General features: G+C 49.3%; 20 protein-coding genes. 8 read left to right on the forward strand and 12 right to left on the reverse strand.

Features of this window, described 5'->3' with window-relative positions:
- From Q1A04_RS08195 to xerD, 11 genes are all read right to left on the reverse strand, one after another.
- A complete protein-coding gene (locus Q1A04_RS08195) occupies positions 1–831 on the reverse strand; it encodes a DUF2268 domain-containing putative Zn-dependent protease (RefSeq protein ID WP_299703816.1) in 831 nt (276 codons plus the stop codon).
- A gap of 292 nt (positions 832–1,123) precedes the next feature.
- Complete coding sequence (locus Q1A04_RS08200; RefSeq protein ID WP_299703819.1) at positions 1,124–1,846, reverse strand: hypothetical protein; 723 nt, start codon at positions 1,844–1,846, stop codon at positions 1,124–1,126.
- 178 nt (positions 1,847–2,024) lie between these two features.
- A complete protein-coding gene (locus Q1A04_RS08205) occupies positions 2,025–2,426 on the reverse strand; it encodes a hypothetical protein (protein ID WP_299703821.1) in 402 nt (133 codons plus the stop codon).
- A gap of 637 nt (positions 2,427–3,063) precedes the next feature.
- The gene (pyrF, locus tag Q1A04_RS08210; protein ID WP_299703823.1) at positions 3,064–3,894 is read right to left on the reverse strand and encodes an orotidine-5'-phosphate decarboxylase; all 831 of its coding nucleotides are present in this window, start codon (positions 3,892–3,894) and stop codon (positions 3,064–3,066) included.
- A gap of 99 nt (positions 3,895–3,993) precedes the next feature.
- Entirely contained in the window at positions 3,994–4,638 is a 645-nt protein-coding gene (locus Q1A04_RS08215) for an outer membrane lipoprotein carrier protein LolA (RefSeq protein WP_299703825.1), read from the reverse strand.
- A gap of 26 nt (positions 4,639–4,664) precedes the next feature.
- The gene (locus Q1A04_RS08220; RefSeq protein WP_299703827.1) at positions 4,665–7,289 is read right to left on the reverse strand and encodes a DNA translocase FtsK; all 2,625 of its coding nucleotides are present in this window, start codon (positions 7,287–7,289) and stop codon (positions 4,665–4,667) included.
- Positions 7,290–7,640: 351 nt separating this feature from the next.
- Positions 7,641–8,669, reverse strand: coding sequence for a quinone-dependent dihydroorotate dehydrogenase (locus Q1A04_RS08225; protein WP_299703829.1), 1,029 nt, complete (start codon positions 8,667–8,669; stop codon positions 7,641–7,643).
- A 64-nt stretch (positions 8,670–8,733) separates the two neighbouring features.
- Positions 8,734–9,807: a M48 family metallopeptidase gene (locus Q1A04_RS08230; protein WP_299703832.1), complete on the reverse strand. Its 1,074-nt coding sequence runs from the start codon at positions 9,805–9,807 to the stop codon at positions 8,734–8,736.
- A gap of 1 nt (position 9,808) precedes the next feature.
- A complete protein-coding gene (locus Q1A04_RS08235; protein WP_299703835.1) occupies positions 9,809–10,783 on the reverse strand; it encodes a DUF898 family protein in 975 nt (324 codons plus the stop codon).
- A 147-nt stretch (positions 10,784–10,930) separates the two neighbouring features.
- Positions 10,931–12,580, reverse strand: coding sequence for a beta-N-acetylhexosaminidase (locus Q1A04_RS08240; RefSeq protein WP_299703837.1), 1,650 nt, complete (start codon positions 12,578–12,580; stop codon positions 10,931–10,933).
- 186 nt (positions 12,581–12,766) lie between these two features.
- Positions 12,767–13,666, reverse strand: a complete 900-nt coding sequence (gene xerD, locus Q1A04_RS08245; RefSeq protein ID WP_299703840.1) for a site-specific tyrosine recombinase XerD — start codon at positions 13,664–13,666, stop codon at positions 12,767–12,769.
- 117 nt (positions 13,667–13,783) lie between these two features.
- Between xerD and aroQ the strand changes: the two genes are divergently transcribed.
- The 5 genes from aroQ to Q1A04_RS08270 all read left to right on the forward strand — a co-directional run bounded on the left by aroQ (position 13,784) and on the right by Q1A04_RS08270 (position 17,907).
- Positions 13,784–14,236, forward strand: coding sequence for a type II 3-dehydroquinate dehydratase (gene aroQ, locus Q1A04_RS08250; protein ID WP_299703843.1), 453 nt, complete (start codon positions 13,784–13,786; stop codon positions 14,234–14,236).
- 81 nt (positions 14,237–14,317) lie between these two features.
- Complete coding sequence (locus tag Q1A04_RS08255; RefSeq protein WP_299703846.1) at positions 14,318–15,379, forward strand: aminotransferase class V-fold PLP-dependent enzyme; 1,062 nt, start codon at positions 14,318–14,320, stop codon at positions 15,377–15,379.
- A gap of 115 nt (positions 15,380–15,494) precedes the next feature.
- Complete coding sequence (locus Q1A04_RS08260; protein WP_191184121.1) at positions 15,495–16,061, forward strand: MarC family protein; 567 nt, start codon at positions 15,495–15,497, stop codon at positions 16,059–16,061.
- 110 nt (positions 16,062–16,171) lie between these two features.
- Positions 16,172–16,636 carry a ribonuclease HI gene (gene rnhA / locus Q1A04_RS08265; RefSeq protein WP_188502868.1) on the forward strand — a complete coding sequence of 155 codons (465 nt, stop codon included), beginning with the start codon at positions 16,172–16,174 and terminating at the stop codon, positions 16,634–16,636.
- A gap of 554 nt (positions 16,637–17,190) precedes the next feature.
- Positions 17,191–17,907, forward strand: a complete 717-nt coding sequence (locus Q1A04_RS08270; RefSeq protein WP_299703850.1) for a methyltransferase — start codon at positions 17,191–17,193, stop codon at positions 17,905–17,907.
- 22 nt (positions 17,908–17,929) lie between these two features.
- Here the strand turns inward: Q1A04_RS08270 and Q1A04_RS08275 are convergent, their stop codons facing one another.
- On the reverse strand, positions 17,930–19,279 hold the full coding sequence (locus Q1A04_RS08275; RefSeq protein ID WP_299703853.1) for a saccharopine dehydrogenase C-terminal domain-containing protein: 1,350 nt from the start codon (positions 19,277–19,279) through the stop codon (positions 17,930–17,932).
- A 127-nt stretch (positions 19,280–19,406) separates the two neighbouring features.
- Between Q1A04_RS08275 and cdd the strand changes: the two genes are divergently transcribed.
- The 3 genes from cdd to Q1A04_RS08290 all read left to right on the forward strand — a co-directional run bounded on the left by cdd (position 19,407) and on the right by Q1A04_RS08290 (position 22,077).
- A complete protein-coding gene (gene cdd, locus Q1A04_RS08280) occupies positions 19,407–19,892 on the forward strand; it encodes a cytidine deaminase (RefSeq protein WP_299703856.1) in 486 nt (161 codons plus the stop codon).
- Between the two features lie 3 nt (positions 19,893–19,895).
- Positions 19,896–20,531, forward strand: coding sequence for a phospholipase (locus Q1A04_RS08285; RefSeq protein WP_299703859.1), 636 nt, complete (start codon positions 19,896–19,898; stop codon positions 20,529–20,531).
- A 205-nt stretch (positions 20,532–20,736) separates the two neighbouring features.
- Positions 20,737–22,077, forward strand: a complete 1,341-nt coding sequence (locus tag Q1A04_RS08290) for a hypothetical protein (protein WP_299703861.1) — start codon at positions 20,737–20,739, stop codon at positions 22,075–22,077.
- The last annotated feature ends 103 nt before the right edge of the window (positions 22,078–22,180 follow it).

Below are 22,180 nucleotides of genomic sequence, written 5' to 3' on the forward strand. Positions count from 1 at the left end.
TTAACTCCCGTGTTTCTCAGCATAGCCGCTCTGTAACAGAAACTCCTTTGCATTTGCCATCAGGATGATGTCTTGGATTGCCTTCTTTTTGTCAAGTGACTTATTATAATAAGACTCACATATTCTGTAGCCGATAAAATAGCCCAAATCCGCTGGTCTGTTTGAATGGTAGTTATACATCCAGTCCGTATTTGACAGAGGTTTCCCGTTTTTAACATCTGCATAGAACTCCTGCCACAACTCCTTTTCGTGGGCGATACCATAGTCATAAATGGCTTTGCTCAACGTTACTTTCTTTAAAAGAAGCGATGCGATAAAATCAGCGGCCCCTTCTTCAATGGCTTCCTTCAACAGAGAGGTATCTGTACTATCGCTGGCTACCTGTTGCGTGTGCACGGCTTCATGCATGACCATGCTGACAATATCACCTGTTTTATACTTCAAGACTGACCCTATGAAGTCGCCTTTTTCAAACTCACTAAGGTTAACGGACTGATCAGTCGCTTCTATCTCTGCGCCGATGAGGATCAACCCATTAGATATTGTTCCGCCTGTACGGAGTGCCCCAATGGCAAAGCACACATCTGGCTGCTTAAAAGCGGGATAAAGCTCGCTGAATTTACGGAAAGCTGGATGCAGTTCTGAACTCCTGTTTTGAATGTCTTCTGTTAGCGGCCTGATTGTTTTCCAGAACTCAGGCATGTTTCTCACCAAACGTACATATTCCTTCGCTCTGAAATTACGAACTCTTAGAAACTCCTTGAAGTATGGACTTGCTTTATCGAGGTATAGTGTTTGGAAGGTTCGAATGCTGTCTTCGGAGGTTGCCAAGCTATCGTACGCAATCCAAAAATTAGCAATGTCCCGCGTCTCTATGATATAGCTGACTTCCTCTGTATTGTTTGCAACCGAAACTTTGGAGTTAGTACAGCTTATAGCAAGTAGGGTAAGCAGTATGAGTGGGTAAATTTTTTTGAGCATCTAATTCATCAATTGTAAAGGCTGGTATAAAAAGCGAACGGGGTATAGCCGCAGCCTATAATATGAACTGTGTTGGCAACCGTGATTTTACTTTTTAGCTAAAAGCAGGCTCAGAAGCCAGTTGAGTTGTGATGGTGTAATGTTATACCCCCTTCTCTCTTACTTCCTCCAACACATAGGAAATCTTTGCCCCATCGTAAAAGCGGTAATTCATTTCAACAAAGCCATACTTAGGGTGAAAATAGAAGTCGAGATGGCTATTGCCTAACTTGCTGTGCCTACCAATAGAGCGGATAAGCCAACAATTCTCAAGGGTAAGGCTTCCATACGTTCTTGTTTCCTGCCGTACTGCCTGATAGTGATTGTCTACCTTCCCTTTGAACGCACCCCAGCCCATCATAATCACCAAGACATTATTCCACTCTCCACCTGCTTTCAGCGAATCCAGCATAACCTTTGGGAATGGTGCTATTTCGGTGTAGTTATACTGATTACTCCTGATTGGATGCATCCAGACTTGGTGCTCATCCTCTATAGCGCCAGTAGTTTCAGCATCTATCCAAACATAGCTCTTTGGCTTTTTCTTTTTCTTAGACTGCGGGTTTACATAGGATAGAAAAGTAAGCGAATCTTCGGGCGTATTATTGTACTGGATTTCAAAGGCGGTTTGGGTTTTATCATACTTCCATGGCTGCCCGTTAGGTTGGAGTGTTATCTGCTCTCTGGATAAAGTATCGCCAGAGGGGCTTACGAAGGAAGCTTGATAGGAGTAAGTGCGATTGGGATTGAAGATGACCAAACTGTCCGCTGCTGGTGTTTGCAAGATACCCAGCAAGCTAAATAGGTAAACAATCGTTAGTTGCATAGCTTAGGGTAAAGGAGTGTGAAAACAATGTTTGATATTAAACTAGTGTGATTTTTAAGATAGTAACTTTATGCTTTATATGTTTAACGGCTCTGCTATAAGATGGCGTAGCTAACTTATAGGTTTTGTTATGCTTTGTTGTTCTTCATTTTTTTCTCTTCACTGCTTCAAAATCAAGTTACAGGATAAATGCTCCTGCAATCATAACTCCAGCTGCAAAAAGGATTGACATACTCAATAGGAGTATTGTCAGCACAAGAAAAGGTTTTTTTCTACTTGTTATATATTCTCTATAAGCACCATAGGTCAGGTAAAATAAGCTTACAATAACTACCGAATTTCTAATTCTAACAGCGAGAGAGTGCAAGTCTAGTACTTGATTGAAAAGAGAGGTGTCAGTTGAACTTTCAACAGATGAAAGACTTAAAAACCAGTTTATAAGTACTACTAAAAACACAGCATTTATAAAGAAAACAACTGAAGTAGATAGACTAACAGTGCTATTGCTGAGTCTACCTAATACGAAACGATTGGCAGAGATAACAACAAGCAAAGCGGCAAGGGCTTTTAGACTTAGCATTTCAGTAGAGCTTCTTCTTTATAAATTCAAAAGTAACTATCCAAACTTCTTCCTTAATTATCAATGCAGCATAACTACTGTATATACGGAAGTCTATTCCGTTTATCCGCCATATAGGTGGAGGTCTTTTTCTTTGGTTAATTTTAGCCTACATAGCAAATAACTGCTTTAATAGCCTAATTAGACACTTTTCATTTAGTAATTCAATATATACAATTTCCTGATTATTAGCATACATCTTTAAGGTTAGTTAAAATTTAGTGCACAATGCTAATGCTAAACCCAGCTTGGTAAACAATTCACCAATTTTACCTGAGCCCATAAAGCATTTACTTGAACTTTATCAATAAATCAACTTATAAACAGCTTCATAAAACACCGAGACAGTCGTTTTTAAACGTTTAATAACACGGGTATAACCGTTTATAAACGGATAATAAAAGCCTATCAAAATACTAACATATTGTAAATCACCACTTTTGAAAATAACCACTTAAATCAAAACGAGATAAGAGTTATCAGCTTCACCTGAGTAGCATATCTCAGGGAAGGCCCTAAACTAAAAACCGCCATACCCCAGCTTCATGGCTCAGGTATAGCGGTTTAAGCGGTAAGCAGTTTTGACTGCTACACTATCTTACAAATGCGTTACATACTGCTCTAGGTACTGCTCCATCTCCTTCTGTACCTCCAAAGCGGCCTCACGGGCACGGTCGGCAAAGTCACGGCCGGAGGAGGCGTAGATGATGGCGCGGGATGAGTTTACTAACAGGCCGCACTGCTGGTTCAGACCCAGCCTTGAAATCTCTTCAAGGCTGCCGCCCTGCGCTCCTACACCCGGTACAAGCAGGAAGTGATTGGGCACGATAGCGCGCACCCGCTCAATATACTCGGCTTGCGTGGCACCTACCACATACATCATCTGCCCGGTGCTGGCCCAATTGGCACTCTCGCGCAACACTTGCTCAAACAGGTACTCTTCGTTGCCGTCCGACAGCTTCAGCATCTGGAAATCTTTGCTGCCGGGGTTAGAGGTGAGCGCCAGCAAAATCACCCAGCGGCCGGGCTGCACTAAAAAGGGCTTCACGGAGTCGGAGCCCATATAAGGCGCCACTGTTACCGAGTTGAAGTTCATGGTTTCGAAAAAAGCTCTGGCATACAACTCCGAGGTATTGCCGATGTCGCCGCGCTTGGCGTCGGCTATCGTGAAGATCTCCTCCGGTATAACCTGCAGTGTTTTCTCCAAACTTACCCAGCCCTTAGGCCCCTGTGCTTCATAAAAGGCGATATTCGGTTTGTAAGCTACGCACAGGTCGGCGGTCGCTTCCACAATCTGGCGGTTAAACTCAAACACCGGGTCCTCGTTGTCGAGCAAGTGCTCAGGCAGGCGCTTGGGGTCCGTATCGAGGCCAACACACAGGTAAGATTTTTTCTGGAGGATCTGCTCAAACAGCTTTTCTCTGGTCATGACAGGTATAGGGGCTATGGTTCAGGTATAGCAAAGCTACAAAAAAAGAGCTACCCCAAACGGAGCAGCTCTTTTCTTTTATCATAAAAATTGGTCGGATTATCTTAGGTCTACCACCTGCACCCCCTTGTACTTGGCCTTGTTAAAGCTGAAGGCGTCGGCGGCTAGTTGCGGATTCGCCTGAAAGTTCTTGATGGTATAGGTATAGCGGTTGCCGTTATTACGGAACATCTGCCAGCTCTTAAGCGTCTTGTCCTTTTGGTTGATATACAGACGCACTTTAAAGATCGGGTTGTTGCGGTCTTCCGGAGCCATTTCGATCACATCAAACACCTCAGCACCCTGCTTCTCTGTACCGGCATAGGCATACTTGTAGCCTTTCTTGTACATGTCGAAGATCTTGCTCGGCGACATAGCTTCTGCCTCGGCGTCGTTCTCGGTAATGGTCACTTCGTTCACATCTTTCAGATAGGTCCACATCAGTTTGCCGTCATTAATCACTTCCTGACCGCTCACGGCCAGTCTGTACTTCGGACCGCTTACCAAAATGTCGCCTTCCATTGTCTCTTTAACTTTAGCTGAAGGGTTCTCCAGTGTCTGAGCAAAAGTGGCCTTAAAGCCTTTCATGCTTCTGTACTTCTGGCTCATCTGGTCCAGTATCTTGCCTGCCTTCGGGTCCTGCTGCGCATTCGCCAAGTTCACAAACATAAATACAGCCAGCAGGAGGGATAATACTCTTTTCATTTTATTAGTGTCTTGTTTCGTTCTTTCTACAACGTATTCAATAACTGTTCCAAACTATACTCATCCGGAATTAAAACTTCGCGGGCCTTGCTTCCCTCAAATGGACCTACTATACCTGCGGCCTCCAACTGGTCGATCAGGCGGCCGGCGCGGTTGTAGCCCAGCTTGAGGCGGCGCTGCAAGAGCGAGGTGCTGCCCTGCTGGTGCTGCACGATAATACGGGCTGCCTCCTCAAACATCGGGTCTTTAGAGCTCGGATCGAAGTCAGACTTCTCGGCACCGCTCTCATCGCCCACAAACTCCGGCAACAGGTAGGCATCGTTATACCCTTGCTGCTCACCTATGAAGTCGCAAATGCGATCCACCTCCGGCGTGTCCACGAAAGCGCACTGAATACGGATCATGTCTGAACCGATCGAGAAGAGCATGTCACCCTGACCGATCAGCTGGTCGGCTCCACCGGCATCAAGAATAGTGCGGGAGTCGATCTTGGACGTTACTTTAAAGGAGATACGCGCCGGGAAGTTCGCTTTGATGATACCCGTGATCACGTTCACTGACGGTCGCTGCGTGGCTACAACCAAGTGTATACCAATGGCTCGGGCCAACTGCGCGAGACGGGCAATCGGCGTTTCCACCTCTTTGCCGGCTGTCATCATCAAGTCAGCCAACTCGTCAATCACGAGCACGATGTACGGCATAAACTTGTGTCCCTTTTTCGGGTTCAACTTACGCTCTACAAACTTCTTGTTATACTCTTTCAGGTTACGACAGCCGGCATCCTTGAGCAGGTCATAGCGCATGTCCATCTCCATACAGAGGGAGTTGAGTGTGTTCACCACCTTTTTGGTATCAGTGATGATCGCCTCTTCCGTATCCGGCAGCTTAGCCAAGAAGTGGCGTTCTATTTTGTTAAACAGCGAGAGTTCCACCTTTTTCGGGTCCACGAGCACAAACTTGAGCTGAGAAGGGTGGCGCTTGTAGAGCAGCGAGGTCAGGATGGCATTCAGACCAACTGATTTACCCTGACCGGTAGCACCCGCCATAAGCAAGTGCGGCATTTTGGCCAAGTCCGTAATGAACACTTCGTTGGTGATGGTCTTACCGAAAGCGATCGGCAGGTCCATCTCGCTCCGCATGAACTTCTCCGTGGAAAGGATCGACTTGATTGACACCATCTCCTTCTTGGTGTTCGGTACTTCTATACCGATCGTACCCTTTCCCGGTATAGGCGCGATGATGCGTATACCCAGAGCCGCTAAGCTCAGGGCGATATCATCCTCCAAGTTCTTGATTTTAGAGATACGCACACCGGCATCTGGCACAATTTCATAGAGCGTAACGGTCGGGCCGATAGTCGCTTTGATGCTGGCTATACCTATGTTATAGTGACCGAGTGTGGCCACGATCTTGTCTTTGTTGGCTTCCAGCTCCTCTTTGGTTACCTGTATTTTGCTGGTACCATAGTCGGTGAGCAGATCGATGGTCGGGTACTGGTAGCGGGCGAGGTCCAGCGTCGGGTCGTAGTTTTCGGTGGCCAGCACATCGGCGGCCTCCTCTTCCGGCGTTTTCTCTATCTGCAGGTCCAGTTCTTCCTCCCCTTCACCCTCAGCCGTGTCGAATTCATCATAGGCCAGTTCTTCTTCCAGTTCGTTCTCGATATCGAGCTCAAGTGTAGGAGTTGCAACAGGAGGCGTCTGTTTCGGAGGTTCTGGCTTCAGGGAACTCAGCTCCATTTCAAGGGCGCGGTTGATGGCCTCTTCCTCTTCTTCGTCCAGTAAGATGTCTTCTTCCTCGTCCGCATCCAGCGAAGCCGTCGGGTCGGCGTTGTGGTTGATGTTGCGGGCAGACCCGTGCACCACTTCACGTAGTGAAGAAGCGCTTCCTCTGTCAATTTCCACATCACCTTCTTCCTCATCGGCAGCCGGTTTGCTCCAGTTAATGCTTGTGATATTAAAGAAGAACACAAGGAAAATAAGCAGCAGAAAGCCTAGCAGCAGGCCACTGCCCCAGCCAATGAGGCTGCTCAGCCAAGTGGCGGTTTCGATGCCAATGCCACCGCCCATAAAGCCCAACTGCCCTACGGTGTCGGTAGTCAGCACAATATAACCCAGCGTCAGGCTCAGCCACAGCATAGAAAAGCTGCACAGTCCCAATATGTAGGACATGGAGATGGATTTCCAGCGGAACACGATGCGGCTGCCGGCAAAGAAAAAAACAGGTATCAGAAAGAAAGCGCCTATACCCAGTAGTTCATAAATAAAGTAGTGCGACACCCAAGCCCCGAACAGGCCCAGCCAGTTCTCGGCCTCCTGTCCAGACTCTTTCAGTCCCGTACCCTGTACCGACTCCACCACACTCTGGTCAGCGGCACCCGTGAACAGATACGACACAAACGCAATGGTCATGAAGAAGGAGATTAGCAGAAACGAGAAGCCAATGAACAGCTTAAAGCGGCGGTCCGACAAAAAAGCCGGCGCCTTCAGGTTCAGCTTGAAAGACGGCATTTTGAAAAAAGGCTTTTTAGCTTTCTTCTGCTTTGTCTTTTCCCCGGCGGGAGCATTGGTGTTGCGTGGTTCATTACGGCCACGTACCTCATTCCTCGCCCTCCCGGTGCTAACCGCATCGTTTCTGTAAGTGTTCTTTGCCATACCCTTCGACTAATTAAGATTTCAAATTTACATTTTTTCGGCACAAACCGTTCAGCAAATCCGAAGGCTTTTCAGGAAATGTGCTAATTTTTTGGACCTCCTCCGAGGTGGCAGGACTTTTAGGTTCTAGAGGAGACTATCCCCTTGAGGGGATTATAGGGGTGTAAATAAGCCTTCGAGCTACTAAATGCTTTTATTAAGAGTATGAAAATCCGCTTAAGTGGACACCCCTATGGTCCCCTAAAGGGGACAGTTCTGCCCTCAAAACATCTGCTGGGCACATACTAACCAGCGCTTATGTTCCGAACAGTAATGAGTAGCCCCTATTTTTAGGAGGGGGCCGGGGGGAGGTTATCCCAGCAACCTCTTATTGATATCGGCAACCAACGCCGGACCTTCATAAATAAACCCGGTATAAAGCTGCACCAGATCGGCACCGGCATCCAGTTTCTCCTGTGCATCCTCCGCCGTCATGATACCGCCTACTCCGATGATCTTTATTTCGGGGGGCAAATGCTGGCGCAGGTAGCGGATGATTTCGGTGGAATGCTTGGTGAGTGGTTTGCCGCTGAGGCCACCGGCCCCTATTTCGGAAACACGTGTGTTGGGGGTGTGTAAGCCTTCGCGACTGATGGTGGTGTTCGTGGCAATAATACCACTTAGCTTGGCGGCTATGGCAATCTCGATTATATCATTTAATTGAGCTTCATTCAGGTCCGGGGCGATTTTCAAAAGCAAAGGCTTTGCCTTCGGCATGGAGTTATTGAGTTCCTGCAGCGCCATCAACAATTGCTGTAGTGGTTCTTTTTCCTGCAGGGCACGCAGGTCTGGTGTATTGGGCGAGCTTACGTTCACCACGAAATAATCCACCACGTCATACAGCGCTTTGAAGCAGTACAGATAATCATTGAGCGCTTCTTCGTTCGGTGTTACTTTGTTTTTGCCAATGTTACCACCCACGATGATGTTGCTCTTACGCTCCCGCAGTCGCTTCACGGCCGCATCCACGCCCTCGTTGTTAAAGCCCATGCGGTTGATGATGGCTTGGTCTTCCGGCAAGCGGAACAGGCGTGGTTTCGGGTTGCCCTCCTGCGGTTTTGGCGTGAGCGTGCCGATTTCGATGAAACCGAAGCCCAGTTCAGCCAGCTCGTCCACCAGTTTGGCGTCCTTATCGAAGCCAGCTGCAAGGCCTACCGGATTGGGGAATTTCAAACCGAACAGCTCCCGCTCCAATCGCCTGTCTTCTACCTTGAACATATTGCGGCTGACAGTTTTGGCGAAAGGCAGACTAAAGGCAGTCTTGAGCCCATCGGCAGTCAGGTAATGAACTTTCTCGGGATCTAATTTGAAAAGCAGCGGACGGATGAGGCTCTTATACACGGCAGCGGGTTTTGGGTTAGGTTTGCTGCCCGCAAAGATAGTTATTCTCCATAAAACTGCTTGGTTATCTTGCTTTCAGTTGCTCCCAGTGCCCCTCCAGTTCCGGATGTTCGCCGTATGGCTGTTCGCTCTCCCCTATTTGTTTTTTCAAAGCCTCTATGCGATCTTTTGTGTTAGGGTGCGTACTGAAAAATGTCAGCATTTCGGATTCACTAGCCCTCTGCAGGCGCTCCATCAACAGCACGACACCTTGGGGATTCAGCTCATTCCGGCGCAGCAGCTCCAAGCCCTCTTGGTCCGCTTCTAGTTCCAGACTGCGGCTGTACTCCAAGTTGCGAAGTGCTGAGGCATTGTCGACTAGCACCGCCGCAACACCGCTTATGTCGCCAAATAACAGGGATGCCAGCATGTAATAAGACAAACTCCTTGTCAGGGCTCGCAACGAATGTCGCTTTTGGACGTGCCCCAGTTCGTGTCCGAGCAATGCGGCCAGTTCCTCGTGGTGCTCCATCTTGTCGATTATACCATCATACACTACCACATAACCGCCCGGTATGGCAAAGGCATTCACCTCGTCGCTGGTAACCACAGCTGCTGTAATCGGGTAGTCCGAGCCGGTGTCCAGCGTGTTCAGGTATTCGTTCAAGGCGGCTGTTTTTTCGTCGTCCACTTGATAACCCTGTAGCATCTTCGCATAGAGTTGCTGGCCAAGCTGGCGCTCATAGCTTTGCGGGAAATGCATGGCCACCCGGTCGGCGAGTGCCGGCACACCCCAGATGACAAAGGCCACCAGCAGGCCCAGCAGACTCAAAGCCATAACGGCTATACCTGAGGTACCAAGTCTCAACACACTGTTGTAGCCGGACTTCAGGAAGGCTGCCCCACGATAGTACTGCAGCAGCGCTTCCCTAAATCCCTTGTCTACAACTGAAATACTCTGTTGCGGAAACTTGCCATAACGCAGCAGTGTGGTCGCGTCGTTGAACTCGGACTGGTGTATACCTGCCGTCTCCCAATGCACAGCGCCCACCTCTTCATCGGCACTATAGTCTATCCGAAGGCCATCCGGACGCAGGGTGATCTGCGCCGGCATGCCTTTGGAGCTTCGTCCGTTATAGTATTTACCTTCAAACGTCATGCTATACGACACCGATATCCATCATGTCTGTCATGCTCTCATACACAGCCGAGTCATAAGCTTCTTCGGTCTGCACCAGCGCATCTGCGTCAAAATCCCCGCTCATCACGGTGTTGTTCATGATTAAAGACATGGTGCGGGTAGTCGTGAGCGGGATACCCAGCCCGAGTGTGAATACAATGATAAAGATATTGCCTACGGTTAGTTTAAGCATATCCCAGCCTGAAACTTGGCATTGCAAACGGCTATACGTTCCATCTTCCTGCAGCACCACAATGTTGTTTACATAGAAATGCAGCACATTTTTGACGTACCAGAAAAAGTAAATACCCAGCGTGAAGATGGAAAAGAAATAGCCTTTCAGGTTGATCAGGAACAAATCAGCACCATCCCCCACGTAGCGCAGGCTCACATTGCCAAAGCGCACGTTGTCGATCATCTGCTTGCGCAGCTTCACCACAAACCACGATCCGTAGACGCCAAGCGTGAAAATAGTCAGGAAGAAGCCTACCAGATAAGTCGTGATCATGTCAGAAAGCTCGCCCCGGTAGCCCATGTGGATGCCGCGCCAGCTCGTGCGGGACGTGCGGTAGCGCATCATGCCATGCAACGCCACAGGCACTAACACTAAGAAGGCTACCAAAAAGGCAAAATAAGACAGTACCATGATGAACGGCGTCTCGGTGAGCAGACCAAAAAACAGCATACCATACAAGACTATAAAGATACCGACCCCTTTAATGAAACCGATAAACATCTCCTTACCGGTGCCATGGAAAACGAATGGTGTACCAGCGAGTTCAGTTTTACGATACAGGTACTGCAGGGACTTGGCCTTTGCCCAAGGGTAGTAAAGCCCGAGTGTCACGACTGTGAGCAGGAAGTTTACAATTTCGATGGCGAAGTAGTCGGAGCCCTTGCCAGTGAAAGAGAAGTGGGTAGTCTGTTTCTCTTTTTCGAGTAAAGTTGTTGTCATAAAAAGCTTGGAAATTGGTTGAAAAAGGTAAAAAAATACACAGGCCATGCGTTGAACACAGCCTGTGTTATTACAATTTTTAAATATAGTAAATATCAATTATTTACTATATTAACCTTTCATTTTTTGACAACAATTTTTTCAACCCTACTTCTCTACCGTCCACTGCTCAAAGTTGCGGAAATAGTGGGCATTCCAGAAGGTATAGCGTGGGATGATAGTTTTCTTTAACCTTCGTTTAAAATCGGCATAGTCCTTTTTCTCACGAGGAGACCACAGCACCTCGCTTAGGGCGGTCATGCGCGGGAAGATCATGTACTCTACCTTCGCCTCACTGCCTATGTATTCGGTCCAGACGTTGCCCTGTGCCCCGATGATGTAGCGCTCCAGTTTCTGTTCGCGCAAGGCGTTCGGCACCGGATCGAAGGCGTAAACCGCATCTACCGGGTTGTATCCGTGAATGGCCAAGCTGTCGTTCGGGTCTTTAGATTGGTAGTGGTCAAAGTAAAGCGGCTTGCCCGGCGACATGATCACTTGGTGGCCGCGCTTGGCGGCGGCTATACCTTCCTTCTCCCCTCCCCAGTTCATGATCAAAGTATTTGTATTCAGGTCTCCTTCCAAAATCTCGTGCCAGCCAATTACCTTCTTGCCTTTGGCAGCAAGATAACCGGCTACCTGCTCCACAAAATAGGTTTGCAGGCCTTTCTCGTCTTTCAGGTTGTGCTCTTTGATAAACTGCTGGGATACCCGATCTGCCTTCCACCATATTTTGCTGGTTTCGTCTCCGCCGAGGTGGAAATACTCATAAGGGAATAGGTCAGCTACTTCCTGAAACACCGTCTCCAAGAACTGGAAGGTTGCCGGGTTTGGCTGCAGCACGTTGTTCTGGCGGTTGTACATACCCCATGTGGTCGCTACATTCCAAGTGGTATCGGGGCGGGTGCTGAGCTCCGGGTAAGCAGCAATGGTGGCGCGACTGTGCCCGGGTATATCGATCTCCGGTATAATGTTGATGCCACGCACAGAAGCGTAATTGATTACCTCCAGCACCTCGTCTTTGGTATAGTAGCCCCCGTAGCGGGTGCCGTCATACCGGGCAGGCTCGTCTTTGAAGTGCCCAATTAGGGTTTCCTTTCGCCACGACCCGACCGTGTTTAGCTTCGGGTAGGACTCGATTTCAATACGCCAGCCCTGGTCATCGGTCAGGTGCCAGTGGAAGGTGTTGAACTTATGAAAAGCGAGGTAGTCGATATACTTCTTGATGAACTCCAGTGGGAACATGTGGCGCACCACGTCGAGGTGCATGCCCCGGTAAGCGAAGCGCGGATAGTCTTTGATCTGCACATCCGGAATCCTCACTTCCTTTACTTGCTTAAGCGGAAATAGCTGCAGCAAGGTCTGGATGCCGTATACTATGCCGCCGGTGTCTTTGGCGCGGATTGTTACGTCTTTGCCGGATACCGTTAAGGTATACATCTCGGCTTTGTCGATACTCTTACTGTCGAATACCAATCGGATGTGGTGGCTGGCTTTGGGCTTAGTGTTTGTATTAGGGTATACCTGCAGGTTCAGCCCGGTCTGAGCGGACAGCATCTCCTGCAGGAAATCAGCCTGCGCCCCAAACTGTTTATCAAACACGATCTGGGCTTTCTCATCGATGGTCACATGACCTCTAGCCTCCTTAATCACCTCAACAGGTTTCGGCGTGATGTCGTCGACGGATTGGGCGGTGGTGAGAAAAGGTAAAGCAAAGGAAAAGAGTACTATGGAAAGTATACGGTAAAAGGTAAGTCGCATGCGGAGTATTAGAATTGTGTTGTCTATTGACTTCTAGAGGAACGCTTGGTTTAATGGGTTTGGTATGGAATCAGTCTGTGCTTAAGGACACCAACCCGGCAAATGTTAATTGTTTGGTGCACGATTCGGACAGGTCGAGACCTGTCCCTACAAGACCCCAACTCAGGACTCGTGACTCTCAAAAATCTAGCTTCTCGGATGATAATCTTTGATTACCTGCTTCAGGTAGTCGCGGTCGAGGTGGGTGTATATTTCGGTGGTGGTGATAGACTCGTGGCCCAGCATCTCTTGCACGGCACGCAAGTCGGCGCCGCCTTCGATCAGGTGCGTGGCGAAGGAATGGCGGAAGGTATGGGGACTCACCGTTTTCTGTATACCTGCTTTGGCGGCTAAGTCTTTGATGATCGTGAAGACCATCACGCGCGTGAGCTTGGCGCCGCGTCGGTTTAGGAAAACATAATCTTCGTGGCCTTTTTTGATGGTAAGATGGCAGCGCACGCCTTCGCGGTAAAGTTGTATGTGCTTGAGTGCATCGCGCCCGATCGGAACCAGTCGCTCTTTGTCGCCTTTACCGGCCACTTTCAAGAAACCCATGTCTTCGTAGAGGTTACTCAGCTTCAAGTCCAGCAACTCCGACACACGCAGTCCGGAACTGTAGAGCGTCTCCAGCATGGCTCGGTTGCGGGTTCCTTCTGGCGTAGACAAGTCGATGGCGGCCAGTAGTTGCTCTATCTCGTGGAAGTGCAGCGTATCCGGCAGTTTACGGCTCAGCTTCGGGGCTTCGATGGTCTCGGTCGGGTCGGCAGTGATCATGTCTTCCATGATCAGGAACTTGTAGAAAGCCCGTATACCTGACAGCGTGCGTGCCTGCGAATGCGGCGTCATACCAAGCTCAGCCACCCATTCCAAAAATTCGCGCAGCACCGGCGGAGTCATCTGCTCAGGCTGAACCTGCATACCTTTGATCTCCAGAAAATCAGTCAGCTTGCGGATGTCGCGCAGATAGGCCTCCACGGAGTTACCGGAAAGCGACTTTTCGAGGCGCAGGTACTGTTCGAACTGGGTAATGCAAATAGGCCACTTCATAGGTTGGTTGGCAAGGGTAAAGAAAACTTTCTTTTGTCAAAAAATAAAAGCAAAGATAGTTAATCCTTAAATTGCAGCTGCTTATTTAAGCTGAAAACGCATCTATACCCTAAAACTATGAAAATCCTGATCCTAAACGGCCCCAACCTGAACCTGCTGGGCGTCCGCGAAAAATCCGTCTATGGCACGGAGTCCTTCGAGTCCTACTTCGAGGAACTTAAAACCGCTTTTCCGGACATGGAGTTATCCTATTTCCAGTCCAACACCGAGGGCGTGCTGATCGACAAGCTCCACGAAGTAGGCTTCAGTTACAAAGGCATCGTGTTCAACGGCGGCGCCTATACCCATACCTCGGTGGCCCTCTCCGACGCCATAAAAGCCATCGAAACACCTGTGATCGAAGTACACATATCGAACGTATACGCCCGCGACGCTTTCCGTCATAAAAGCATGTTTGCCGCTTTCTGCAAAGGGGTGATCACTGGTTTCGGTCTGGAGAGTTACCGAATGGCGCTGCAGTATTTTGAGCGCATGAAGCCGAAGCAAATCGGATTTGGCTCCAAAAAATAGCGTCACAACACCGGAATTCCGTTCACTAAATATTTGCTTTTTCCTATAGTAGCAATACTATAATTCTTTATATTACCCTCCATGTTGAATTTCTATCCAGGACCGTCTAAGATATATCCGGAAGTGCGCAGCTACCTGACAGATGCGTACGATGAGGGTATTTTGGGGGCTCCGCACCGCGGAGAACAGTTTGTGCAGCTATCGCGCACAGTGGTTGGCTCGCTCAAACGCCGCCTCAACATTCCGCAGGACTATTATATTTTCTTTACCTCCTCTGCCACCGAGTGCTGGGAGATCCTGATCCAAAGCCTTACCAAAAAGAAGAGTTTCCACATCTATAATGGCTCTTTTGGGGAGAAATGGTATGAGTACGCTAAAAAAATGCGTCCTGAGGCGGAGGGTGTGCGCTTCGACATTAACGAGGCCATGCCGGTGGAGGAACTAGATATCAGCACCGACACCGAGCTGATCTGCTTCACCCAAAACGAAACCTCCAACGGAACGCAGGTAACGGCTTCGACAATACTCAACCTCCACAACCGCTTCCGTGACACGCTCACGGCCGTGGACGCCACCTCTTCCATGGCGGGCCTCAACCTGAAGTACATCAAAGCCGATATCTGGTTTGCCTCTGTACAGAAGTGTTTCGGTCTGCCGCCGGGACTGGGTATACTGGTTTGCTCGCCACGTGCCATCTTCCGGGCCAAGCAAATGAACGAGCGCAGCCACTACAACAGTCTGGTGTCGCTCTACGAAAAGATGCTGAACTACCAGACGGTACACACACCCAACACGCTCAACATCTACCTGCTCAAGCGTATGCTCGAGGACAGGCCTTTTATCAAACAACTCGACATCGACCTAACCGACCGCGCAAACGAGCTGTATGAATTCTTCGGGCAGTTCAACGATTTTAAGCTGCTGATCGAAAACGAAGAGGTGCGTTCTAAAACGGTGTTGGTGCTAGAGGCGAACGAGCGACTGGTGGAGGACATCAAGAAGCGTGCGCTGCACCACAACATCCGGTTGGGCAACGGCTACGGACCGTGGCAGCGTAACACCTTCCGGGTGGCCAACTTCCCGGCTATTGGCAACGAGGAGTACGAAGAGCTAAAGCGCTTTTTCCTGCATTATTACGCCTAAGAATCCTACCTTTGCGGCTTGTTAGCTGGATTGCTGTTGGCAATTCAGTGCATATACACACTTAACTGCTTGTGCTTCAAACAGTTTAACAACTAGCAAACCAATGATTCATGAACTGTTCAGTTTCAAGGAAATTGCGTCAGTCACGCTTATTCTCTTCGCGGTAATCGACATACTCGGCTCCATTCCCATCATCATCGACCTCCGTAAGCGCGAGGGCAAGATCGAATCGGAGAAAGCGACGATTATTTCGGGTATCCTGATGATCGTGTTCCTGTTTGTGGGGGACGGCATTCTGCAGCTGTTTGGTATTGATTTCGAATCATTCGCGATGGCAGGTGCCATTATTATCTTCCTCATCGGTTTGGAGATGATTCTGGGCAAAGACCTTTTTCACTCCGACCCGGAGGTAAAGAGCGGCTCGATTGTGCCCTTGGCTTTCCCGCTTATTGTGGGTGCCGGTACCATGACCACACTCCTCTCCTTGCGTGCTGCCTATTCTCTGCCGAACGTGCTGGTGGGCATTGTGCTGAACCTGATGTTCGTCTACATCGTTCTCAAGGCCTCGCCTTGGCTGGAGCGCAAACTCGGCAAAGCAGGTGCCAACGTGCTCCGCAAAGTATTTGGCGTTATCCTGCTGGCCATCGCCATTAAGCTGTTCAAAACGAATCTACCTATTTAGATTAATGAGTGATTGAGCGAATGAGTAAATTAATTTCCATTTATGAATAATCACTCAGTTACTCATTCACAATTTAAAACTCACTCAATTCACTCATTCACAATCAAAACATGATCGAGCTTTTTACAGACGGTGCATCACGAGGAAATCCGGGACCGGGAGGGTATGGCACAATACTGCGCTGGAAAAATCACGAGAAAGAACTGACTGCCGGTTTCCGTAAAACCACGAATAACCGCATGGAACTACTGGCTGTGATTGTGGGACTTGAGGCGATTACCAAACCCGGTATACCTGTCACGGTCTACTCTGACTCTAAATACGTAGTCGATGCTGTGGAAAAGCGCTGGGTTTTTGGTTGGCAGAAGAAGGGCTTCGCCGGCAAAGCCAACGGCGACCTCTGGGCTCGCTTCCTACGGGTATATGCCAAGCACAACGTGCGTTTCGTTTGGATCAGAGGCCATGCTGGTCACCCCGAGAACGAGCGCTGCGACGAATTGGCGGTTGCCAGTGCGCTATCGCCAAATTTGTTGATTGACGAGGGGTTTGAGTCGGGGCAGTTTAATTCGAAGTGATAGTTTTTTGCTTTCGCAATATTTTTTGCTCTCTAGTAACTGCTGTTGCAGGTATAGCAACCTGATTTGTTCTATAGCTTCGCCTGTGCGGCGGGCACTCACTTTTTGTCTTGACACAAAAAGTAAGCAAAAAAGTCAAGACGATTTTAAACTCGCTGACCGCTCAGACACAAAATCGTCTGTTATGCACCGGGCTAGTGCTTTATATTTCATAGCTCAATGGGCAAGTTAGCTTGCAATGCGTACCAATGGTATGTGCATTAACAAAAACTACAAGGCTTATACTTGGCAAATGGCAATAGGCAGAAAGTCCCCCTTCGAAGGGGGCAGGGGGATGTTAATCATGCACAAAACTTCCCCGCCTTGGACAATGAGAAGTTAGGGGCGGTTTGACCCGGCATTTGCGAAAATCCTGCAAATCTTTAAATCCTGAGAATCCTGATTCAGACAAATAAAGATGGGCAGGTATAGACAAGCCTACATTCTCTTAAAACTCCATACCTTTGCTTTCATAATTATTCACTCCTCACTAGCCATTATTCATTTTAAATCCCTTGCCCAACTCCTACTTTCAATTCAAACAGTTCCGCATCAACCAAGACCTGTGCGCGATGAAAGTCTGCACGGATTCCTGTGTGTTTGGGGCCTATGTGGAGGTACGTCAGGCGAAACGGATACTGGATATTGGAACAGGTACAGGCTTGCTAACCTTGATGGTAGCGCAGCGATCGGAGGCAGTGGTGGAAGCGGTGGAGATAAATCCGGAGGCGCAGTTACAGGCGGCGCAGAACTTTGCCGAAAGTCCTTGGGCGGAGCGGTTGCATCTGCATTCCATGCCCCTGCAGGAATTTGCGAAAACCTGTACGCAGCAATACGACCTTATTCTGTCGAACCCGCCATTTTTTCTGGCCTCGCTTAAGTCTGATGATGCCGCCAAAAATACCGCCAAGCATACCGGCGATCTGCTGTTTGAAGACATTCTGACTTTCGCGCAAAAGCACTTGACACCAGAAGGCAAACTATACCTGTTACTACCGCCTGTAGAGGCGAATCACTTTGCAGAACTTGCCAAAGTACACGAGCTATACCTAGCCGAAACGCTGGAGGTCTATACCCGCACCGGGGGCAAGTGCATTCGTCATGTGCAAACCTATACCTTCGAACCAACAGCACAGGCGGTTACTAAAACCCTCGACATCCGCGAAGAAGACAGCACAACCTATACCGCTGATTTTACAGCACTGCTGCGGGATTACTATCTGATCTTCTGAGAAGTGCTTTAGGCTATACCTGTTAATGGGCGGCCTTTACCTTTTCCTCTTCCACAAAGTCCACCCCATATCCTTTCAGTTCTTCCAGCACGGGTTCGTACAGATCCGGGTAGATCGGTATAATTACTCCGCGACGGTCAATCTTGCCTTGTAGCAAGAGCTTCGCCAGTATACCTACCGGCAGGCCCACGGTTTTGGCCATGGCCGTCTGTACGGAATCGTCGCCTAGCACTACCAGCGAGGAAGTGAGTTCATGCTGCTCGCCGTTGAGTTCGTACTCAAACAGGTGCTGCATCACGATCATGTCTTTGTCTCCGGGCTCCAGCTTCCACTTGCCTACTAGTATCTTTTCAAGCACCTGTGCCGGTGTGGCGGCTTGCATCTCAATTGGCGTTTCTTCAAACAAACCGATCCACTCGAGTTTTTCCAAGATCTCACCTTCGGGGGCTATACCTAAGTAACGGCACAGGCGTTGCTGTAGGGTTTCGTCGGTAGAGGCAGCCGGTGGCAGAAAGGCTTCCAGATAGCTGCGGTTTGTCATGCTCTCCACTCCTTCCAAGCCATAGCTATCGTCGGTGAGGCCCAGTTGCACAAACACGTCCCAAGCGGCGCAGTAGCCAATGCGGCGCAGCGTGCCGCGCAGCATGGTTGGGATATCCTGAAGGCCGTAATGCTCCCGGTAGCTGAGCGAGTCGCGGTTGGCGTAGCCGTCGAAGTGGCCGTAGCCCTCCACGTATAGTTCGTCTGTTCGTTTGAAAAGCTGATGGTATGGAATGTACTTATACTCGCCGTTCTTGATGTACTTGGCCGTCCCCTGTCCAGCCAGCACCACGTTGCGCGGGTTCCAGCTGAACTTGTAGTTCCAAGGGTTGTTGTCCGACTCCGGCGCCACCAGTCCGCCTGTGTAAGATTTAAATGACGTGATGTGACCGCCCATGCCCTGCACGCGCTGAATTGCCGCCATGGCCGACATGTGGTCTATTCCCGGGTCGAGGCCCGACTCCATCAGGATAGTCAGGTTCTTTTGCTTGGCCTCTTCATGCAGCTCTCTGAACTCCGGCGAGACGTACGATGCAGTGATCAAGTGTTTCTCCTGCTTCAGACACTCACGCGCGACCTCTATGTGAAAGATAGCTGGCAAAAGCGAGATCACCAGATCGACCTTACTTACCTCTGCAGCACGCTGCGCCTCGTCGTGCACATTAAAAACAATGGCCTTGGCAAAGCCTAGCTGCGAGAGTTTATTCCGAAGATGATCCACGTTGATGTCGCCGATGGTGATGTGCCAGTTTTCGGAGGGCGCTTGTTGTAACAGGTATTGGATAAGCGAAGAGGCGGAGCGGCCGGCCCCAAGAAGGAGTATTTTTTTCATAGCGTTCGTGTCGTTGCGTTTGAATTTAGCAATAACCACCTGCAAGGCCAACCTTTTGCATTGTTTTATCAGAATATTCCGTTAAATTTATAGCCCTTTTCTAATTTTTATACCTACAAGGTCTTAAATGGCAAGTGAGCTGAATATACATATCTGCATCGACGTACTGGACTCGGCAGACGAACTAACCCAACAGGAGCGCGACGCGATGGAGCTGGCCCAGCAAGCGGCTAAGGATGCCTACGCCCCTTATTCCAACTTTCTGGTAGGCGCCGCTTTGGTGCTTGAAGATGGCACCATGTTCAAAGGCAGCAACCAAGAGAATGCAGCCTATCCTTCCGGCCTCTGTGCAGAGCGCACCGCCCTGTTCGCCATGAGTGCCCATCACCCCAACAAAAAGATAAAGATGATCGCCGTGACTGCCCGCCGCAGAAGCGAGCAGCATTTCCTGCCAGCCATGCCCTGCGGTGCCTGTCGCCAAGTGATGGCCGAGTACGAACACAAGCAAGGCGAAGCGATACCTGTGCTACTGCAAGGCCCGGACGGCAAATTCTACCGCCTCCGCAGCGTAAGCGACCTTCTGCCTTTCCAGTTCACGAAAGAGCATTTGTAAGTCATGCACGCGCACCAGCTGATAGTGCCACGTACGGCGCGCTACTATACCTTGGGAACACCTTCGGAGCAAACACGCGACCTATGGGTGGTGTGCCATGGCTATGGACAGCTGGCCCGTTACTTCTTGCGGCATTTCGCTGTGCTGGACGATGGTGCTACCGTGGTAGTAGCACCGGAGGGACTTTCCCGCTTTTACTTGGATGGCTTCTCCGGCCGAGTGGGCGCCACTTGGATGACCAAAGAAGATCGCCTCTCTGAAATAGACGATCAAGCAGCATATCTGAACCTGCTGTTGCAGGAGCTCTTGCAGCAAGTTCCTGCCGATGTGCGGGTGCATGTGCTGGGCTTCTCGCAGGGTGGCGCTACGGTTTGCCGCTGGCTGGCTACTGGGCAGGTGTCTTGCCAACACCTTGTGCTTTGGGCTGCTTCTTTTCCTGAGGACATTGATTTTGAGTCAGGTAAAACGGCGTTTACAGGTATACCAGTGGATGTGGTGTATGGCACGCAGGACGAGTTTATCACCCCAGAAAGGCTGCAGCATCAGCAAGAGATCATGCGCCGTCTAGGCATCAAACCACAAGTCCATACCTTCGAAGGAGGCCATACGATCGACCAATCACTTCTACTGCATTTGTAAGCTTAGCATTACAGCTTCAACCTTGTTACTTTTCAAGTCAGTTAAAGCCACTGTTGCCCCCCTTCGGAATACCCACTTCTGGGTATTTTTAGAAGTATACCTCGTGTTATATATTAAAATATAGAAATATATTTTAACTTTGCCCTCATATAACACATTCAAAACCAACCATTTTTACATTTTTCCATCCCTTTACCTTAACTGTATGCAGAGAATCTTCTACATATCCCTCCTGTTTTGCTTTGTATCACTTTCAGCTTTTGCACAGAGCAAGATTAACATCTCTTCCAACTTTCCTGACGCTAAGTTCTACTTATTGAATGACGCCGATAATAGCCCTGTGACAGAGCTTGGCATGGGAAGTATCGAGCTGAAGCTCAGCAAAGACTCCCGTAACCGTATTGCTGTTGTGAAAGAAGGATACGAGCCTGTTATTAAAGAATTTCCGCGTACGATGAAGTGGGACAAGACGCAGAATGTAGAGCTTGCGAACCGCCTAGTTGACATTAGCGTGGAGCCATACGATGCAGAGATTTACATAGACGGACGTTTGGCGGGCACAAAGCGTATTAACCTGATCGTAGAGAAAGACAAGTTTTTGAATGTCGAGATCAAAAAGCCCGGATTCGCACCACAAACTAAGGTATACTACAATCAGAAAGATCGCGAAGCGCCTCCCGTTAAAGACTTTTTTGAATTGAAAGACCGCCAAGTGCGCCTTGAGGTAATACCAGCCGATGCATCCGTGGCACTCAACGGTGTAGTAAGCGGCAGGGGCAACACGGACGTAAGCGTACCTTTTGGCAGCTGCGTGACTGTGACTGTTACCAAAGATGGCTTTGCAGAAGTAGTGCAGGTATTCTGTAACAAACCTGCGACAGACCCGATCCCTCCACTGCGCTCCCGCGCATTGCTGGAAGACCGCTTGGTAAAAATCACTTCCTCACCTGCTGACGCTAACATTGAAGTGGCCGGCAAAGTGGTTGGCGTAGGTAAATACGACCTGAAAGTGCCGAAGAACGGCTGCGTTGAAGTACGTGTTACAAAAGACGGTTTCCTGCGCTACATCAAGAACTACTGCAACCAAGAGAACATGCAGGCTCCGGAGCCTACCGAGTTTGTGGAGCTGGCCGTTGATGAAGCCTATACCTCGTCCATCTCATCTGACATGGCCAATGTGCGCATTACGATACCCATTAACAAGGCTGTAGATCCGGCCGACGCTTGGAGGATTCTGAGCTCAATCATCACGAAACGTTTCGACGTGCTGGAGACAGTGGACTATAATACTGGCTATTTGACTAGCGCATGGCAGGTGCAGAACTTTAACGGGGCCAACATGATCAGGACCCGTGTCATTGTGAGTAGTGGTGGAAATTCTAACGACCTGACTTATGTGGTGAAGATCGTAAGCCAGCGCCACGAGCGTGAGAACAACACCGCACGCAACATCAGTGTGAAAGACGATGAGGACTTCAAAGACTGGGGCCGTCTGCTGAAGCGTTACGATGGTCTGATCGAAGAAATACAGGCGCGTCTGCAGTAATTAAATCGACCGAATCATTGCAAAAGCCTCCGCACACAGCGGGGGCTTTTCTTTTTAAACACCTACCCTAAAATCCAAGCCCTGAATTTTAGGGTATACTTAA

The organism is uncultured Pontibacter sp., from assembly GCF_947499215.1.
GTDB lineage: Bacteria > Bacteroidota > Bacteroidia > Cytophagales > Hymenobacteraceae > Pontibacter.

Coding starts and splice junctions, on each gene's coding strand:
- Q1A04_RS08200 (WP_299703819.1), bottom strand. CDS start 1,846: ATGCAACTAACGATTGTTTACCTATTTAGCTTGCTGGGTATCTTGCAA.
- Q1A04_RS08205 (WP_299703821.1), bottom strand. CDS start 2,426: ATGCTAAGTCTAAAAGCCCTTGCCGCTTTGCTTGTTGTTATCTCTGCC.
- pyrF (WP_299703823.1), bottom strand. CDS start 3,894: ATGACCAGAGAAAAGCTGTTTGAGCAGATCCTCCAGAAAAAATCTTAC.
- Q1A04_RS08215 (WP_299703825.1), bottom strand. CDS start 4,638: ATGAAAAGAGTATTATCCCTCCTGCTGGCTGTATTTATGTTTGTGAAC.
- Q1A04_RS08220 (WP_299703827.1), bottom strand. CDS start 7,289: ATGGCAAAGAACACTTACAGAAACGATGCGGTTAGCACCGGGAGGGCG.
- Q1A04_RS08230 (WP_299703832.1), bottom strand. CDS start 9,807: ATGACGTTTGAAGGTAAATACTATAACGGACGAAGCTCCAAAGGCATG.
- Q1A04_RS08235 (WP_299703835.1), bottom strand. CDS start 10,783: ATGACAACAACTTTACTCGAAAAAGAGAAACAGACTACCCACTTCTCT.
- Q1A04_RS08240 (WP_299703837.1), bottom strand. CDS start 12,580: ATGCGACTTACCTTTTACCGTATACTTTCCATAGTACTCTTTTCCTTT.
- xerD (WP_299703840.1), bottom strand. CDS start 13,666: ATGAAGTGGCCTATTTGCATTACCCAGTTCGAACAGTACCTGCGCCTC.
- aroQ (WP_299703843.1), top strand. CDS start 13,784: ATGAAAATCCTGATCCTAAACGGCCCCAACCTGAACCTGCTGGGCGTC.
- Q1A04_RS08255 (WP_299703846.1), top strand. CDS start 14,318: ATGTTGAATTTCTATCCAGGACCGTCTAAGATATATCCGGAAGTGCGC.
- rnhA (WP_188502868.1), top strand. CDS start 16,172: ATGATCGAGCTTTTTACAGACGGTGCATCACGAGGAAATCCGGGACCG.
- Q1A04_RS08275 (WP_299703853.1), bottom strand. CDS start 19,279: ATGAAAAAAATACTCCTTCTTGGGGCCGGCCGCTCCGCCTCTTCGCTT.
- cdd (WP_299703856.1), top strand. CDS start 19,407: ATGGCAAGTGAGCTGAATATACATATCTGCATCGACGTACTGGACTCG.
- Q1A04_RS08285 (WP_299703859.1), top strand. CDS start 19,896: ATGCACGCGCACCAGCTGATAGTGCCACGTACGGCGCGCTACTATACC.
- Q1A04_RS08290 (WP_299703861.1), top strand. CDS start 20,737: ATGCAGAGAATCTTCTACATATCCCTCCTGTTTTGCTTTGTATCACTT.